General features: G+C 69.8%; 15 protein-coding genes. 5 read left to right on the top strand and 10 right to left on the bottom strand.

The window, feature by feature from the left end:
• The first annotated feature begins 63 nt into the window (after positions 1-63).
• Positions 64-768: a type 1 glutamine amidotransferase domain-containing protein gene (locus tag AB0G20_RS25145; protein WP_361306196.1), complete on the top strand. Its 705-nt coding sequence runs from the start codon at positions 64-66 to the stop codon at positions 766-768.
• A gap of 47 nt (positions 769-815) precedes the next feature.
• Positions 816-2,132 carry an aldehyde dehydrogenase family protein gene (locus tag AB0G20_RS25140; protein WP_361306194.1) on the top strand — a complete coding sequence of 439 codons (1,317 nt, stop codon included), beginning with the start codon at positions 816-818 and terminating at the stop codon, positions 2,130-2,132.
• Between the two features lie 11 nt (positions 2,133-2,143).
• Here AB0G20_RS25140 and AB0G20_RS25135 read toward each other — a convergent pair whose 3' ends face one another.
• The 10 genes from AB0G20_RS25135 to AB0G20_RS25090 form a co-directional block, all read right to left on the bottom strand.
• Entirely contained in the window at positions 2,144-3,028 is an 885-nt protein-coding gene (locus AB0G20_RS25135; RefSeq protein WP_361306192.1) for an acyl-CoA thioesterase II, read from the bottom strand.
• A 59-nt stretch (positions 3,029-3,087) separates the two neighbouring features.
• Positions 3,088-4,122: a phosphotransferase family protein gene (locus tag AB0G20_RS25130; protein WP_361306190.1), complete on the bottom strand. Its 1,035-nt coding sequence runs from the start codon at positions 4,120-4,122 to the stop codon at positions 3,088-3,090.
• Entirely contained in the window at positions 4,115-4,897 is a 783-nt protein-coding gene (locus tag AB0G20_RS25125; RefSeq protein ID WP_361306188.1) for an SDR family oxidoreductase, read from the bottom strand. Before AB0G20_RS25125 ends, AB0G20_RS25130 begins: the two co-directional genes overlap by 8 nt.
• Before the next feature lies 1 nt (position 4,898).
• Entirely contained in the window at positions 4,899-6,128 is a 1,230-nt protein-coding gene (locus AB0G20_RS25120; protein ID WP_361306186.1) for an acyl-CoA dehydrogenase family protein, read from the bottom strand.
• Positions 6,115-6,927: an enoyl-CoA hydratase-related protein gene (locus AB0G20_RS25115; protein WP_361306184.1), complete on the bottom strand. Its 813-nt coding sequence runs from the start codon at positions 6,925-6,927 to the stop codon at positions 6,115-6,117. Before AB0G20_RS25115 ends, AB0G20_RS25120 begins: the two co-directional genes overlap by 14 nt.
• Positions 6,924-7,742, bottom strand: a complete 819-nt coding sequence (locus AB0G20_RS25110; RefSeq protein ID WP_361306182.1) for an SDR family oxidoreductase — start codon at positions 7,740-7,742, stop codon at positions 6,924-6,926. Before AB0G20_RS25110 ends, AB0G20_RS25115 begins: the two co-directional genes overlap by 4 nt.
• Positions 7,743-7,884: 142 nt before the next feature.
• A complete protein-coding gene (locus tag AB0G20_RS25105; RefSeq protein ID WP_361306180.1) occupies positions 7,885-8,577 on the bottom strand; it encodes a TetR/AcrR family transcriptional regulator in 693 nt (230 codons plus the stop codon).
• 49 nt (positions 8,578-8,626) lie between these two features.
• Positions 8,627-10,150, bottom strand: a complete 1,524-nt coding sequence (locus AB0G20_RS25100) for an AMP-binding protein (RefSeq protein ID WP_361306178.1) — start codon at positions 10,148-10,150, stop codon at positions 8,627-8,629.
• A 138-nt stretch (positions 10,151-10,288) separates the two neighbouring features.
• Entirely contained in the window at positions 10,289-10,918 is a 630-nt protein-coding gene (locus tag AB0G20_RS25095; RefSeq protein WP_361306176.1) for an HAD family phosphatase, read from the bottom strand.
• Between the two features lie 10 nt (positions 10,919-10,928).
• A complete protein-coding gene (locus AB0G20_RS25090; RefSeq protein ID WP_361306174.1) occupies positions 10,929-12,128 on the bottom strand; it encodes an acetyl-CoA C-acyltransferase in 1,200 nt (399 codons plus the stop codon).
• 164 nt (positions 12,129-12,292) lie between these two features.
• Between AB0G20_RS25090 and AB0G20_RS25085 the strand changes: the two genes are divergently transcribed.
• The 3 genes from AB0G20_RS25085 (at position 12,293) to AB0G20_RS25075 (ending at position 16,376) form a co-directional block, all read left to right on the top strand.
• The gene (locus AB0G20_RS25085; RefSeq protein ID WP_361306172.1) at positions 12,293-13,129 is read left to right on the top strand and encodes an alpha/beta hydrolase; all 837 of its coding nucleotides are present in this window, start codon (positions 12,293-12,295) and stop codon (positions 13,127-13,129) included.
• Between the two features lie 76 nt (positions 13,130-13,205).
• The gene (locus tag AB0G20_RS25080) at positions 13,206-14,027 is read left to right on the top strand and encodes a hypothetical protein (protein WP_361306170.1); all 822 of its coding nucleotides are present in this window, start codon (positions 13,206-13,208) and stop codon (positions 14,025-14,027) included.
• A gap of 1,044 nt (positions 14,028-15,071) precedes the next feature.
• Positions 15,072-16,376 (top strand): lipase family protein, encoded by a 1,305-nt coding sequence (locus tag AB0G20_RS25075; protein ID WP_361306526.1) that lies wholly within the window; start codon positions 15,072-15,074, stop codon positions 16,374-16,376.
• The last annotated feature ends 120 nt before the right edge of the window (positions 16,377-16,496 follow it).

Here is a 16,496-nt window from a genome sequence, read left to right as displayed (position 1 = left end):
CCGGCACCCCCACGGACAACACCCCCACCACCGCGCGACCCGCGCGCACTTGAGGAGACAGTCATGACCGCAATTCTGTTCGTCGTCACCGGCGCCGACCACTGGACGCTCGCCGACGGCACCCTGCACCCGACCGGCTACTGGGCCGAGGAACTCGCCACTCCGCACCGGCTGTTCCGCGAGGCCGGGTTCGACGTCACCATCGCCACACCCGGCGGCGTGGCTCCGACCGTCGACGCCGTCAGCCTTGCCGCCGAGTCCACCGGCGGCAAGGAGCAGTCCGATGCCATCGCCGCGTACCTGGCTGCCATCCGCGCCGACCTGGAGAACCCCGTCAAGCTCGAAGAGGTCGACCTCGACGCGTACGACGCCGTCCTCTACCCCGGTGGCCACGGCCCTATGGAGGACCTCGCCGTGGACGCCGGTTCCGGCCGCCTGCTCACCGCCGCGCTGGACTCCGGCAAGCCGCTCGCGGTGCTGTGCCACGCCCCGGCGGCCCTGCTCGCCGCCCGGCGCGAGGACGGCAGCTGGCCGTTCGCCGGCTACCGCATGACCGGCTTCACCAACGCCGAGGAGACCGCAGCCGGCCTCGCCGGCAAGGCCAAGTGGCTGCTCGAGGACCGCCTGGTGGAACTGGGGGCCGACTTCCAGGCCGGGGCCCCGTTCAGCGAGCACGTCGTGGCGGACCGCAATCTGCACACCGGTCAGAACCCCGCCTCCTCGGCGCAGCTCGCCCGGGACCTCATCGACGCCCTGAACCGCGGCTGATCCCCCGTCGACGCCCCCTTCCGCCCTACCGCACCTGAGAGGGAAGCATGAACAACCCCGCGCCCGAGCAGCCCGCCGAGCTCGTCGCCCGGCTGCGCGCCACCTTCCGCGCCGGCAACACCAAGCCCATGGCCTGGCGCACCGAGCAGCTGTCCCGGCTGCGTACCCTGCTCACCGAGCAGGGGGAGACCTTCGCCTCGGCGCTCCACGCCGACTTGGGAAAGAGCTCCGCCGAGGCTTACCGCACGGAGATCGACTTCGTCATACGCGAGATAGACCACACCCTGGAGCATCTCGACGAGTGGCTGCGCGCCGAACCGGCCCCCGTCCCGGCGTTCATCGGCGAGGCGAGTGCCTGGACGCAGTACGACCCCCTGGGGGTCGTACTGGTCATCGCCCCCTGGAACTACCCGGCGCAGCTTCTGCTGGCCCCGGTGGCCGGTGCGCTGGCCGCGGGCAACACGGTGGTCGCCAAGCCCAGCGAACTGGCCCCGGCCACCTCCGCCGCCCTCGCCCGCCTCGTGCCGCAGTACCTCGACACCGACGCGGTCGCCGTGGTCGAAGGCGGGGTACCGGAGACCACCGCCCTGCTCGAGCAGCGCTTCGACCACATCCTCTACACCGGCAACGGCACGGTCGGCCGCATCGTGATGTCCGCGGCCGCCCGGCACCTCACGCCCGTCACCCTCGAACTGGGCGGCAAGTCCCCGGTGTTCGTGGACCGGGACACCGACCTGGACACCGTCGCCGCCCGCCTCGCGGCCGGGAAGTTCCTCAACGCCGGGCAGACCTGCGTCGCGCCCGACTACGTCCTCACCGACCCCGAGACCGCGCCTGCTCTCGAAGGCGCCTTGGCCAAGGCCATCGAGGGGCTGTACGGGTCCGACCCCGCCGCATCCCCGGAGTACGGCCGTATCGTCAACGAACGCCACTTCGACCGGCTGACCGCTCTCCTGGACTCCGGCCGTCAGGCAACCGGCGGCGCGTACGACCGCGAGACGAAGTACATCGCGCCGACGGTCCTGGCCGAGGTGTCACCGGACGCACCCGTCATGCAGGAGGAGATCTTCGGCCCGATCCTCCCCATCGTCGAGGTGGCCGGACTCGACGAGGCCATCGACTTCATCAACGACCGCGAAAAGCCGCTGGCCCTGTACGCGTTCACCGACTCCGACACCGCACGGGAGCGGCTCGCCGCCGAAACCTCCTCCGGCGGCCTCGGGTTCGGCCTGCCGCTGGCCCATCTCACCGTCTCCGACCTGCCGTTCGGGGGCGTCGGGGAGAGCGGCATGGGCAGCTACCACGGCCGCTACTCCATCGAGACCTTCAGCCACCGCAAAGCCGTCCTCGCCAAGCCCCTGTGACGAACGGGTGGTCAACGCAGGCCGGGGACAGCCGGAGCGGGCGGCGACAGGGACGCTTCCCCGTCGCCGTCCTCCGTCGGCCGGGGCCGGTCGAAGCGCATGAGCCCCTCCTGCGCGACCGCGGCGACCAGGCGCCCGCCCGTGTCGAACAGCCTTCCGCGGGTGAGCGCCCGGCCGTGCTCGGCCGAAGGGGAGACCTGGTCGTACAGCAGCCACTCGTCCGCGCGGAAGGGACGCAGGAACCACAGCGAATGGTCCAGCGACGCACCCTGTACGGCGGTCGGGGGATGTGGCAGCCGCGCGGAGCCCAGCAGCGCCATGTCGCTGAGATAGGTCAGTGCGCAGGCGTGGACGGCTCCGTCGTCCGGCAGCGGATGTCCGTACCTGATCCACACCCGCTGGCGGGCCGGTGCCCCCGGGACGTGGCCGATCTCGCCGCCGGGCACCCAGCGCATCTCCCAGTGGCGCCATTCCGCGGGCCGCGGCATGCCCCAGCCGTTGATGCGGTCGGACTCCGGGATGTCGTCAGGTGCCGGCACCACCGGCATGTCCACCTGGTGAGAGAACCCTTCGTCCCCGCGATGGAACGACGCCGTCACCGTGAAGATCGCCTCCCCGGCCTGGACCGCGGTCACCCGGCGGGTGCAGAAGCTGCCGCCGTCGCGGAGCCGCTCGACCAGATGGTCGGTCGGCTCGTGCGGACGGCCGGGCCGCAGGAAGTACCCGTGCAACGAGTGAGCCGCATACGACCGGTCGAGGGTGCGCGCCGCGGACATCAGCGACTGGGCGGCGATCTGGCCACCGAACGTCCGCGCCCACTCGCTGGGGATCGGGCCGGACCGGAACAGGTCCGGCCCGATCTCGTCGAGATCCAGGACCTCTGGCAGGCCGGCCATGCTTCGGCTCCTCTTCCCTCTGTGTGTGAGTGTCGAAGTCCTGCGGGCAGGCGATCGGTTCAGATGCCCGCCGTGTCCGCGACTTCGTGGGCCTTCGTCACCAGTGCGTCGATGCGCTCCGCGGTCGGGGTCCCGGACGCGGCCTTGTTCCGCGGATCGTCCATCGCGCGGCGCATGACGCCCTCCGCGATGATCGCGACCTTCCACAGTCCCATCACGTGCCAGTAGCCCAGCGCCGTCAGGTCGCGTCCCGACGCCGCCGCGTAGGCCGCCACGAGTTCCTCGCGGGGCGGGAAGCCGTCGAGAGCCGTCGCGACGAAGTCACCCAAGGTGTTCTCACCCTTGGCCGGCCAGTAGGCCAGCAGACTGCCCATGTCCGCCAACGGATCCCCCAGCGTCGACAGCTCCCAGTCGAGCACCGCCGTCACCTCCCCGCTGACGTGGGAGGTGATGACGTTGCGCAGATGGAAGTCGCCGTGCACGAGCGCCAGTTCGCGCTGCTCCGGCACGGCCGACACCAGGCGCCGGGTGAGGTCCTCCAGGGCGGGCAGCTCGCGGGTCCTGGACCTCTCCCACTGGGCCGACCACCGTTTGAGCTGACGCTGCGCATACGGCTTGTGGCTGGCCAGGCCGGTCAGCCCGGTCGCTTCGAGATCGACCGCGTGGATCTGCGCCAGCGTCCGCGGCAGCGACATCCCGATCGCCCGGCGGCGCTCGGGCGTCAACGACCGCGCGATCGACATCGAGTCGACGACCTCGCCGTCCACGAACTCCATGAGCAACAGCGGGACGTCGGTCACGGCGGGATCATCGGTCAGCCCGAGCACCCGCGGGGTCGGGACGGCGGTGCTCTCCAGGGCGGCCAGAATCCGCGCCTCGCGGGCCACGTCGTGCGCCGACGCCAGCAGATGACCCAGCGGTGGGCGCCGCAGCACCCATCTGCGGCCGCCCTGATCCATGACGAGATACGTCAGGTTCGACTGGCCCAGCCCGATCCGCTCGAAGGCCAAGGGCCCGGCGAAGTCGACGCCGAGGGTGGCGAACCAGCGGCTCACGGCCCCGGCGTCGATTCCGACGATGTCCGCGCTAGACACCGATACCGGCTCCTTGCCTGAACGGGAGCGCGTCGCCGAGCAGTTGCCCGCCGTCGATCACCATGGTCTCGCCGGTGATCCAGCTCGCGGCGTCCGAGACGAGGAAGGCGACCGCGGAGGCGATGTCGGCGGGCTCCCCGATACGGCCCAGCGCCATCGAGGCGGACACGGTCTGCTCGTGCTCCTTCCACAGAGCCTCGGCCAGCTTGGTGCGCACCACACCCGGTGCCACCGCGTTGACGCGGACCTTCGGCGAGAGTTCGAGGGCCAGTTGCTTGGTGAGATGGATCAGTGCGGCCTTCGAGGCGTTGTACAGCCCGATGTTCGCCTCGGAGGCCATGCCGCCCACCGACGCGGTGTTGACGACCGCCCCGCCGTGCTCCCCCATCCATGCTCGCGTGGCCAGACCCGTCCACAGGACGGGCGCCCACAGGTTCACGTCGAAGGTCTTCGCGAACCGGCCGTGGTCCTGGTCGATGACCGGCCCGAAGGCCGGGTTGGTCCCCGCGTTGTTGACGAGGATGTCCAGGCTGCCGAAGCGCTCGAGCGTCAGTTCCACACAGCGCCGGGCCGCTTCTTCGTCGACCGCGTGCGCACCGACGCCGACCGCTGTGCCCTTGACCTGGGCCGCGGCGGCGTCCGCCGCCTCCTGGGACCGGGAGGTGAGGACGACGTTCCCGCCGGCCTCCGCGATGGCCTGGGCGATCGCCAGGCCGATCCCGCGCGAGGCCCCGGTGACGACGGCGGTGCGACCGGTGAGGTCGAGTCCCGCCATCTCAGCTCACCGCCGCCGTCGCAACGTCGCGGTACTGCCGCAGTTCCTGCCTGGCGATGGCCCGCTTGTGCACCTCGTCGGGACCGTCCGCCAGCCGCAGCGTCCGCAGATGCGCGTACATCATGGCCAGCGGGAAGTCGTCGGTCACTCCCGCTCCCCCGTGCACCTGGATCGCGCGGTCGACGATCTTCAACGCGATTTCGGGGGCGGCCACCTTGATGGCCGCGATCTCGGTGCGCGCTTCCTTGTTGCCGACCGTGTCCATGAGATAAGCGGCCTTGAGCGTGAGCAGGCGGATCATCTCGATGTCGATACGCGCTTCCGCGATCCAGTCCTGGATGTTGGACCGCTCGGCAACGGGGCTGCCGAAGGTCACCCGTGACTGTGCGCGCCGGCACATCAGTTCCAGCGCCCGCTCGGCCGCGCCGATGGCCCGCATGCAATGGTGGATACGACCGGGCCCGAGCCGGGCCTGGCTGATCGCGAACCCCTCGCCCTCGCCCTTGAGCACGTCCCTGGCCGGCACCCGGACATTCTCGAAGATGATCTCCGCATGGCCCTCGCGATCCGCGTACCCGAACACCGGGAGGTTGCGGACCACGGTGACCCCGGGGGCGTCTACGGGTACGACCATCATCGACTGCTGGCGATGCGGGGCCGCCGTGGGGTCGGTCTTGCCCATCACGATGAGCACCTTGCAGTTCTTGTGCATCGCGTTCGAGGCGAACCACTTGCGGCCGTTGAGCACGTACGCGTCGCCGTCGCGCTCCATCCGCAGTTCGATGTTGGTGGCGTCGGAGCTGGCGACACGCGGCTCGGTCATCGCGAAGGCCGAGGCCATCGTTCCGTCGAGCAGGGGCTTGAGGTACTTCTCCTTGTGCTCGTCGCTGCCGAACAGCGTGAGCACCTCCATGTTGCCGGTGTCGGGCGCGTTGCAGTTGCACGCCTCGGAGGCGATGTGGCTGCGGCCCATGATCTCCGCCAGCGGCGCGTACTCGAGGTTCGTCAGACCGGGGCCCCACTCCGGGTGCGGGTGGAACAGGTTCCACAGTCCACGCCTGCGTGCCTCCGCCTTGAGCTCCTCGAGGATCGGCGGGTGGAAGTGCGGGTCACCCGACGCGCGCATCTGCTCGTGGTACACCGCCTCGGCGGGGTAGATGCGCGCATCCATGAACTCGAGCAGATCCGCCTGGTACTTCTTGGCGCGGTCCGACATCTCAAACAGGGACATCCGAACTCCTGACGGGTAGGGAGGGAAAGTCGGGCGGGCGCTTGTCCAGGTGACTGGCCACGCCTTCGACAAGGTCGGACCCGCGGAAGGCCTGGAGCATGAGGTCTTCCGCCCGGGCCACGGAATCGGCGTAGGTGCCGTCCGCGTCGTTGCTCAGTTGGCTCTTGATGGTGGCCATGGATGCCGGGGAGCAGCGCCCCGCCAGATCGGCGGCGTAGGCGACAGCGGAATCCACCACGCTGCCGGTGGGGACCAGGTGGTCGAGGAGTCCGATACGGAAGGCCTCCTCGGCATCCACCATGCGACTCGACAGCAACAGGTCCGCTGCCCGGCTGTGCCCCACCAGCCGGGGCAACAGCCAGGAGATCCCGTACTCGGCGATCAGCCCGCGTTGCGCGAATGCCGTGGTGAACCGGGCCGCGGGTGAGCCGAAGCGAAGGTCGCAGTAGAGGGCCTCCACCATGCCCAGGCCGGCGGCCACCCCATTGATCGCCCCGATCAGCGGTTTGCGCAGGGTCCGCGGAACGTCCCGGGGACGACGCATGGCCCGGTCCGCCTCGGAGACCTCGCCGACCGCCTGCAGCTGTCGCAGGTCGGCTCCGGCGCAGAATCCGCGTCCCGCGCCGGTGACCACGACGGCGCGTACGTCCGGGTCGTCTTCGGCGGCGTCGAGCAGCGCGAAGTAGCGGTCCTCGAGTTCGTCGGTCCAGGCGTTCAGCTTGGCGGGCCGGTTGAACGTGAGCACCAGCACCGGCCCTCGGTGTTCGGCGAGGACGAGCTCGCCCGGCGCGCCGGTCATGCCTGTTCCAACAGGGAGCTCTGGTACCGGCGCATTCCTCGGAGCCACCGGTCGTAGTCCGAGCCCTTCTGCCGGTACATGTCGAGAACGTCGTCGTGCGGCAGGATCAGGAAGCGCTCGTCCTCGAAGGCGGCCAGGACGGCGTCGGCGACTTCGGCCGGCTCCAGGACGTCACCCGCGGAGGTGACGGCCCGCGTCGCGGCTCTTCCCAGCGCGTCCCCGGAGTCCTCCCCGGAGTACAGCAGCTTGGTGTTCACGCCCATCGGGCACAGACAGCTGACACGGATCCCGCGATCGCCGTAGGTGACACTCAGCCATTCGGCGAAGGAGACGGCCGCGTGCTTGGTGACGGCGTACGTGGCGGAGCCGATCTGGGTGAGCAGTCCGGCCGCCGAGGCCGTGCTGACGAAGTAGCCCTCACCGCGCTCGAGCCACCCCGGTACCAGCAGCTTTGCCGCACGGATGTGGGCTCGCAGGTTGACGTCGATCGAGCGGTCCCAGTCCTGCTCGCTCGCGTCGAGGCCGGGTGCCCCGGCGATGCCCGCGTTCGCGAAGTAGAGATCGACCGGACCGAAGGTGCTTTCCGCCAGGTCGACCAACCGCTGGATCTGCTCGGTGTCCGACACGTCCGCGCCGGCGCTGACGGTGCTTCCCGGGCGGTCGGCGTTGACTGCCTCCGACACCGCCCGCGCGCTGTCCGCGTCGAGGTCCGCGACGACGACCCGGGCGCCCTCGCGAGCGAGCCGTGCGGCCAGCGCGCCGCCGATGCCTGCGCCACCACCGGTGACGATGGCGACTCTTTGTGCAACGTCCACAGCGAACCCTCTCCGTTACGGGGTGTGCGATGCGCCCGATCTTTATAGTTGAATCCGACGTCAAGTTCAAGAGCCGCCTTCACGGAACCACATGAAGAAAGCCGCCCACCCCAGGGGGATGAGCGGCTACGAGGCAGGAGGATCAGCGGTGGTCGGGGAAGCGGAGGGCGTTCGCCCAGAGCCGGGTCACCGTGGACACGAGCTCCTCGAAGTCCACCGGCGCACCCTCTTCCTGCCGTTCGCCGAGCACGAAGGCGTTGTAGGCCATGACGCTGACCATGCCCGACAGCGCACGGGAGGCCATCATCGGATCGACCTCACGGTCCGCGACACCCCGCGCCTGCAGGTCGGCGATGCCACGGGCATTGCGGCGGATGAACGCGTCGGCGCGCCGACGCCGGAACTCACGGAACTCCGGCTCCACTTGGGCGACCTGCTCGAGCAGGCCCATCAGCTTCGCGTTCCGCTTGTACGCCTCGAGGTACGCGCGATTGCTCGCCTCGAGTACCGCATGGGGATCGTCGGTCCCCTCCACCCGGGCCATGCCGGGGTGCATCATGTCCTCCTGCGCCTCCAGGAGGACGGCGGCAAGTACCTCTTCCTTGTTGGCGAAGTAGGTGTAGAAGGATCCCGCCGCGCACTGAGCCTCTTTGGTGATGTCGGTGAGGCGGGTGTCGAGGTAGCCGTCCCGTTCGAACACCTTCCGTGCCGCCTTCACCAGAGCGGCCCGCGTCCGTGCTCCGCGCTTCGTCGTGGGGGGCTCACGAAGGTGCGTCAGGGGCGCCATGGGCGGTGCCTGCTCGCCGTCGATCTCTTCGTGCGCAGTACTCTCCATCCCGGGAACTGTACTTGAATCCGACACCAGAATCACAAAGGGCAGCGGCTCAGTGGCGGCGGGCCGCAACGTCGGCGGGCGCCTCGTCGCGGGTCAGAGCCGTACGGTCGATGGACCGCTTGAGGATCTTCCCGGTCGGGCCCTTGGGCAGCGCGTCGACGAACCGGACGATGCGCGGGATCTTGTAGGCGGACAGCCGCTCCCGTGCCCAGCTCGACACCTCGGCGGCGCCGAGCTCCGCACCGGCCCGGACTGCGATGAGCGCGGCGACCTCCTCGCCGTAGTGCTCGTCGGGAACGCCGATCACGGCTGCCTCGACGATGTCCGGATGCTCGTAGAGCACTTCCTCGACCTCGCCGGGGTAGACGTTGTAACCGCCGCGGATGATCAGGTCCTTGATGCGGTCGACGATACGAAGGTCGCCGTCCGCGTCGGTCTCGCCGAGGTCGCCGGTCCGGAACCAGCCGTCGGACGAGAGGGCCGCGGCGGTGTCCGCGGGACGGTTCCAGTAGCCGCGCATCACCGTGGGCCCCTTGATGTGGACCTCGCCGACGCTCCCCGGCGGGCACTCCTTGCCGTAGTCGTCACGCACCTGAACCCGCGTCCGCGGCACCGACCTGCCGGTGTACCCGATCTTGCCGCCGCGGTCGAGGTCGTTGAAGGTGCCGAACGCGGTGGTCTCGGTGAGCCCATACCCTTCGAGGATGGTGCAGCCGAAGCGGGCCTCGAAGGCCCGGGCGATCTCCCCGGGAAGCGAAGCGCCGCCGGAGACGGCGACCCGGAGCCCGGCGAAGTCCGCCGGGTTCGCGTCACCCGCCGCGTGCAGCAGCGCGTTCCACATGGTCGGCACGCCGGCCATCATGGTGAGCCGGTCGCGGCGCAGCATCTCCAGCATCGACGCCGGGTCGAACCGGGCCAGCAACGACATCGAGCCGCCCACGGTCAAGGTCGCCATCATGACCGACGCCTGGCCGAACACGTGGAACAGCGGGAGGCCTGTACCGGTACGGTCGGCGCTCGTCGCTCGGCTGCACTCGGCGCCGATCTCCCCGGCGGACAGCAGGTTCCCGACGGTGAGTTGGGCCCCCTTCGGCCGGCCGGTGGTTCCCGAGGTGTACAGGATGGCCGCGGTCTCGTCGTTTCCCCGGTCGACTGGGCCGGCCGGGGCAGCGGTGACCGACGCGCCTGGCGACAGCGTCCAGGAGGGCACCGAGAGCGCCGCTGCCGCCTCCGCGACAGCGGGGCCGAGTGCATGCCATGCGATCGCCCATGAGCATCCGGCGTCGCCGAGAACGTACTCGACCTCGGCCCGGGTGGACATCGTGTTGACCGGCACCACGACACAGCCCGCGGTCTGGATCCCGAGGTAGGCCACCACGAACTCGGGCACCGACGGGGCCGCGAGCAGCTCCCGGTCCCCCGGGGACAGGCCCGCGGCGACCAGGGCGCCCGCGTACCGCATGCTCGCGTCCCGCAGTTGCAGGTAGGTCCACTGATCCGTGGCGCCACGCAGTGCGATGTGGTCGGGGGTGGCGGCCGCGTGGCGGCACACGGGATCCAAAACGCTGGTCATGGGCAGTGCCTTCCGGGATGTGAGCAGGCGATGGTGTGGTCGGACCCTCGTGGATGAGGTGACTTGACCCGGCCTCGGCATCAAGTCCTCGGGCGGTGCGGCCGGATGACCGACCTCACCGCGTCCGTCGGTGGATCGTCAGGTGGTGATCCCGAAGCGTTGGGCGAGCTGGCGGCGGGTGTCGGCGGCGCTGGTGTGCAGTACGCCCCCGATTCCTATCCGTGCCGCTCCGTCGAGGTTCTGCCGCAGGTCGTCGATCATGACTGCCTCCTCGGGGTCGATGCCGAGGCGTTCACACGCGATCGCGTAGATCCGCCGGGAGGGCTTGCGGATCCCCACCTCGGCGGAGATGACGACCACATCCGCGACAGCGGCGAGTTCGACGCCGTCGTAGGTCCCGGTACCGAACGAATTGGACACGAGCGCGACGGGACGGCCGGCGGCCCGGAGATCATCGAGCAGCGCGATCATGTCCTGGTCGATCGACATTCCCGCCTGCATGCGGGCCGTGAGCCCCTCGGCCGCCACGTCGGCGCCGTGGGCACGGAGCCGTTCGGCGAATCCTCGCTCGAAGGCCTCGGCGTCGATACGGCCGCACTCATGGTCGACCAGGAGGATGCGTGCTGCTTCGTCCCGGCGGAGGAGGTCCAGCGGCAGGCGCGGATCGCCGCCGAGCGAGGCGCCGAAGTCGGTGAAGGCCCGCAGCACACTGGAGGTGATGACACCGCCGAAGTCCACGAGGACCGCGGTTCGCGCCTTGTCCGTCACGCTCGACACCTCAGGCGACCTCGAACAGTCCGGCTGCGCCCATGCCGCCCCCGACGCACATCGAGATCACCACGTACCGGACGCCTCGGCGCTTGCCCTCGATGAGAGCGTGCCCCACCAGCCGGGCGCCGGTCATTCCGTACGGATGGCCGACCGAGATAGCCCCGCCGTTGACGTTGAACCGCTCCGGGTCGATGTGCAGTTCGTCCCGGCAGTACAGCGCCTGTGAGGCGAACGCCTCGTTGAGTTCCCACAGGCCGATGTCGTCGATGGAGAGGTCGTGCTGCTTCAGCAGCTTCGGAATGGCGAACACCGGACCGATGCCCATCTCGTCCGGCGCACAACCGGCAACGGTCATACCCCGGTAGACGCCCAGCGGTTCCAGTCCGCGGCGTTCGGCCTCCTTCGACTCCATCAGCACCGACGCCGAAGCCCCGTCCGACAACTGCGAGGAGTTGCCCGCCGTGACGCTGGAACGCGAGCTCACCTCACCGTCGGACAGCACCGGCGCCAACCCGGCCAGGCCCTCGAGCGTCGTCGACGCGCGGTTGCCCTCGTCGCGGGTCAGGGTCACGGCCTCGTCCCGCACCTGCCCGGACTGCTTGTCCAGGACCTTCTTCACGCTGTCGAGCGCGACGATCTCCTGGTCGAAGCGGCCGGCCTCCTGCGCCGCCGCGGTGCGCTGCTGCGACACCAGCGCGAACTCGTCCTGGCGTTCCCGGCTCACGCCATAGCGTTCGGCGACGATCTCCGCCGTGTGCAGCATCGGCAGGTAGATGCCCGGCTTGTGCTCGGCCAGCCAGGGATCCGCCATGCGGTGGGTGTTCATGTGGTCGTTCTGCACCAGGGAGATCGACTCGACACCGCCTCCGACAGCGACCTGCATGCCGTCCCCGACGATCTGCTTGGCGGCCGTCGCGATGGCCATCAGGCCCGACGAACACTGCCGGTCGATCGTCATCCCCGACACGACGTCCGGAAGTCCGGCGCGGAGAGCAGCCTGACGCGCGACATTGAAACCCGAGGACCCCTGCTGCACGGCGCAGCCGAAGATCACGTCCTCGACTTCACCTCCCTCGAGCCCGGCCCGCTGCACCGCGTGCGACAGGGCATGGGCGGCGAGTTCCTGCGCCTGGGTGTCGTTGAACGCGCCGCGATAGGCCTTTCCGATCGGCGTGCGTGCCGTCGAAACGATGACTGCTTCCCTCATGTCGCCTCACTGCTTCCTGTTGACCCGGGTCGTCCGGGCGGAGCCGGTGGCCGGCCTTCCGCCGGTTATAATTGAATCCGGCGTCAGGTTCAACCATGCCCAGCTCTTGACAGTCCGCCCTCCGGCCTGGAGGGTACCGACCAGTCGGTATGAAGAGGTGGGTCGTGACTCAGCTGAGCATCTCCACGGGTGCGGGCGTGTTCGACGCGATCGCGGCGGGTCCGCCCGAGGGCCGCCCGGTGCTGCTGCTGCACGGCTTTCCGCAGACGGGGCTGGTGTGGCAGCGGCAGATCGAGGTGTTGGCCACGCGCGGCTACCGGGTGGTGGCGCCCGACCAGCGCGGGTACTCCCCCGGCGCCCGCCCGCAGCGGCCCGAGGACTATCGCATCAGCCTTCTCGTGGACGACGTGATCGCGATCAGTCAGCAACTGGGCTGGGCGGCGTTCGACCTGGTCGGCCATGACTGGGGAGGTGCGGTGGCCTGGTGGACCGCGCACGCCCACCCCGGCCGCGTCCGCACCCTGACGGTGGTCTCGACCCCGCACCCCGGCGCTCTGGCCACCACGCTGCGCACCGACGAAGATCAGCGCAACCGCTCCCGCTACATGATCGACTGGCGCGACACGCCCGCGACCGAGGAGCGCATGCTCGCCCACGATGCCCAGGAGCTTCGCGCTTTCTACGCCGGAAGGGTCCCTCAAGACAGCGCCGACGCCTACGTGTCGCACCTGTCCCAGCCGGGCGCTCTCACCGCGGCGCTGAACTGGTACCGGGCCGGCCGACCCGACGACGCGATCGGCGTCATCGACGTGCCCACGCTGTACGTCTGGAGCACGGAGGACAGCGCGTTCGGTCCGGCAGCCGCACAGGAGACCGAGCAATGGGTCAACGGGCCGTACCGGTTCGAGACCCTCCAGGGCGTCGGCCACTGGATCCCCGAGGAGGCGTCCGAAACACTGAGCCGCCTGCTGCTCGAACACCTGCAAGCGCACGGTGAGTAGTTGACCCGCAGCGAATGTCCCGTTCGTCTGTCCTGTTCGTCTGTCCCGTTCGTCGACTCTCCGAAGAGGTGACCCGATGCAGACTGCCCGCGCAGCCTGGCGCCGTCTCGAGCCCGTCCACGGCATGATCTACTTCGTTCCCGAGGCAAGGCGACGGTACGCGGAGCTCGGCCTGAGCGGTCGCGCCGGCTACTTCACCTCCAGGAGCGCCGCATTCGGCCAGGCAACCGCCGAGCTGGTCATCTCCACCTTCTACAACTTCAACCCCGATGTCGTACGGCGGGCGGTCGACGGGGCCTGGGACGCGACGACGCCGCAGCAGGTGCTGGACGCACGGTACGCAGCGGCGGGCGAAGCCCTGCGACGGGCGGGAATCCACGAGTTGCCCCACGTGGACGAGGTGCTGGCGCTGACCCGCCGGGCTGCCGAGGCGGCCTGCGAACACGCGCAGGGTCGCCCGCTGTTCGCGGCGCATGCCGCACTGCCGTGGCCGGAGGAGCCGGTGCTGCGGCTGTGGCATGCCCAGACACTGCTCCGGGAGTTCCGTGGAGACGGCCATGTCGCATGCCTGCTGAGCGAGGGTGTCGGAGGCTTGGAGGCGCTGATTCTGCACGCCGCGACCGGTGAGGTCCCCGTCGACTTCCTCAAGGCGAGCCGTGGCTGGCCCGAGGAGGAGTGGGCCGGCACCCAGGAGCACCTGCGGGAGCGAGGTCTCCTGGACGGCGACTCCCTCAGCCCGGACGGCGTACGCCTGCGCCGGCACATCGAGGACCGCACCGACCGCCTGGCCCTTCCCGCCTACGCCGCCCTGGGTGACGCCGGCTGTGAGCGTCTCGCCGAACTCGCGAGCCCCTTCGGCAGTGCCGTCGTCGAAGCCGGCCTGCTCAGTCTGGGCTGAGCGCGCCCCTTCGAGCGGTCGACGGGCGGGCGGCAGGGTTCACGGGCACGTCCCCGCCCGTCACCGGCAATCAGCCATTTCCGAAGGTCAGCGGACCCTTCCCCCGCGGCTTGAGACGCGTCGGCGGCATCTCAGGGGCAGGTCGTGGAGGAGTCAGCAACCGTGGGTTCCGCTGTCCTGGTTCGTGGGATGGGGTCGCTTTTCAAGGAGTGTGAGCATTCGCGGCCGCGGTGGTCGAAGTGCTCTCACTCGTACAAGATCCGGTCTCGGTCGGCGACCGGGCGGCAGTTGGAGGAGTCCGGGTTCGCGACCCAGGATGCGGCCGTCGAGCGTTTGACGGAAAACTACAAGGCGAAGAAGGCGCCCCCCGAACGTATGGAACTTCGCCGACTTCCAGACGACGAACCGGGGGCCCGTACCTTCTGGATGAGGACCAGTCGCGCTCCGGTTGTCCGGCCAGGAACGGGCCTTCGGTGCCAGCTGATAGTCCACCGGGCCAACCACCACGCCGACCTGGTCGCAGCAGGTCGGCGTGGCGGAAGTTCGGGCCTCGAGGACACAGCCGCCTCCGTGCATCTACACCAGGCCTGGCAGGCCGGTCCCGTTGCTCGCACCGGTCGGGGGCGTTGACGTCCGCATTTTTCAGTGCTGGTCAGGGCCCACTTATCAACTCCCCGGCCTTGCAGAGTCGGTGCCGGCTGGTGGCACTCCCTCGCCATCGGCCCTTGCACTCGCGTACGCGGCGTCGTAAGGGCCACGCACGACCACGGGGAAAGGGACTTTCCTTTGCAGTACAAGCACCAGCGGACGAGAAGCCCCCGCACGGACATGGCGCAACGCACTGGGCAGCTGAGGCCTTGACGGTCGGTCCGACTCGGTTCACCCACCATGCACTTACTCCGGCAAATAGTTACCGGAACGTAACTTACGAGAGTGCTACCCAGTTTAACTAACGGTGCTAGTTTTCCCGCACCCTGCAACGAAGCAGCGCGAGGAGTGACTGTGAGCCGTTCCAGAACCCGTCCGCGTTCCGCGTTCAACCGCCTGACCACCGCCGCGATCGCCACTGTGGCCTGCATCTGCGCCAGCGCGATCCCGGCCGACGCCACCGAACCTGTCGTGTCCCGGGGCGTCACCATCCCGGCCTTCTACACCCCGCCCGCCGAACTGCCCTCCGCCAACGGCACCCTGATCCGGCAGGAGCCCTTCCCCCTGGGAGTCTCGCTGCCCGGCCTGGACGGCCGCCCGCTGCCGGGCTCAGCCACCCGTCTGATGTACAAGTCCACCGACTCCACCGGCCAGGCCGTCGCGGTGACCGGCGCCTACATCGAGCCGTCGGCGAAGTGGGAGGGCGGCGGGCCCCGCCCCTTGGTGGCGGTGGCCTCGGGGACCATGGGCCAGGGCGACCAGTGCGCACCCTCGTTCGCCCTGCAGCACCCGCTCACCGTCAGCGGCGAGACCCTGTCCGTCGGCTACGACAACCTGGCGATCTACCGTCTCCTCGCCACCGGAGCGGCCGTCGTCGTCACCGACTACGTCGGCCTGGGAGCCACCGACCGCCTGCACACCTACGTCAACCGCGTGGACGAGGGGCACGCGGTGCTGGACGCCGTCCGTGCGGCGCGCGCCCTCCCCGGCACGTCCCTCGCCTCCGGCTCCCGCGTCGGCCTGTACGGCTACAGCGAGGGCGGCGGCGCGAGCGCGTCGGCGGCCGAACTCCAGCCCGGCTACGCGCCCGACGTCCAACTGGCCGGCACCTACGCCGGTGCGCCGCCCGCCAACCTGACCGCCGTCATGAAGGGCATCGACGGGAGCGCCCTCGTCAGTGCCCTGGGCTGGGCGATCAACGGCTTCTCCCAGACCGACCCCGACCTGCGCAGCGTCACCGAGGCCAACCTCAACGACGCCGGGCGCAAGGCACTCGCCGACACGTCGACCATGTGCGTCGGCGACGCCGTCATCCGCTACGGCTTCGCCCGGAGCACGGCGTGGACGACCAGCGGCAAGTCGATCGCCGACGTCATCGCCGCCGAACCCCGCGCCCAAGCCGTCCTCGACGACCAGCGCATCGGGACGCTCAAGCCGACCGGTCCCGTCCGTGTGGCCACCGGCATCCAGGACGACATCGTTCCGCACGGCCAGGCCCGCCAGCTGGCCGTGGACTGGTGCCGCAAGGGTGGCAGCGTCACCTACGAGGCCGTCGACCTGCCCAACCTCGGCGACAGGATCCTCACCAACCACCTCGCCCCCCTCCTCACCGACCAGGGAGAGGCAATCTCCTGGCTCACCGACCGCCTGGAGGGCAAACCGGCCACCTCCAACTGCTGGACGATGCCCTTCCAGCGCTGACCGAGCCGTCCGGCCGTCCGGCCGTCCCGCAGCGCATGGCGGGCCACTTTGACCTCGCAGGCACGGGGAGCCGTCAGCCGGCACGGCGCCCGCTCGCAGCGCCGCAAGCCCCGCTTCCCC

It is taken from the genome of Streptomyces sp. NPDC024017 (assembly GCF_040638895.1).
Taxonomy (GTDB): domain Bacteria; phylum Actinomycetota; class Actinomycetes; order Streptomycetales; family Streptomycetaceae; genus Streptomyces.
Note: the sequence above shows the minus strand (reverse complement) of the source record. Positions and strands in the feature narration are given on the sequence as shown.

Coding starts and splice junctions, on each gene's coding strand:
- AB0G20_RS25080 (WP_361306170.1), top strand. CDS start 13,206: ATGCAGACTGCCCGCGCAGCCTGGCGCCGTCTCGAGCCCGTCCACGGC.
- AB0G20_RS25090 (WP_361306174.1), bottom strand. CDS start 12,128: ATGAGGGAAGCAGTCATCGTTTCGACGGCACGCACGCCGATCGGAAAG.
- AB0G20_RS25105 (WP_361306180.1), bottom strand. CDS start 8,577: ATGGAGAGTACTGCGCACGAAGAGATCGACGGCGAGCAGGCACCGCCC.
- AB0G20_RS25145 (WP_361306196.1), top strand. CDS start 64: ATGACCGCAATTCTGTTCGTCGTCACCGGCGCCGACCACTGGACGCTC.
- AB0G20_RS25115 (WP_361306184.1), bottom strand. CDS start 6,927: ATGACCGGCGCGCCGGGCGAGCTCGTCCTCGCCGAACACCGAGGGCCG.
- AB0G20_RS25140 (WP_361306194.1), top strand. CDS start 816: ATGAACAACCCCGCGCCCGAGCAGCCCGCCGAGCTCGTCGCCCGGCTG.
- AB0G20_RS25135 (WP_361306192.1), bottom strand. CDS start 3,028: ATGGCCGGCCTGCCAGAGGTCCTGGATCTCGACGAGATCGGGCCGGAC.
- AB0G20_RS25125 (WP_361306188.1), bottom strand. CDS start 4,897: ATGGCGGGACTCGACCTCACCGGTCGCACCGCCGTCGTCACCGGGGCC.
- AB0G20_RS25100 (WP_361306178.1), bottom strand. CDS start 10,150: ATGACCAGCGTTTTGGATCCCGTGTGCCGCCACGCGGCCGCCACCCCC.
- AB0G20_RS25120 (WP_361306186.1), bottom strand. CDS start 6,128: ATGTCCCTGTTTGAGATGTCGGACCGCGCCAAGAAGTACCAGGCGGAT.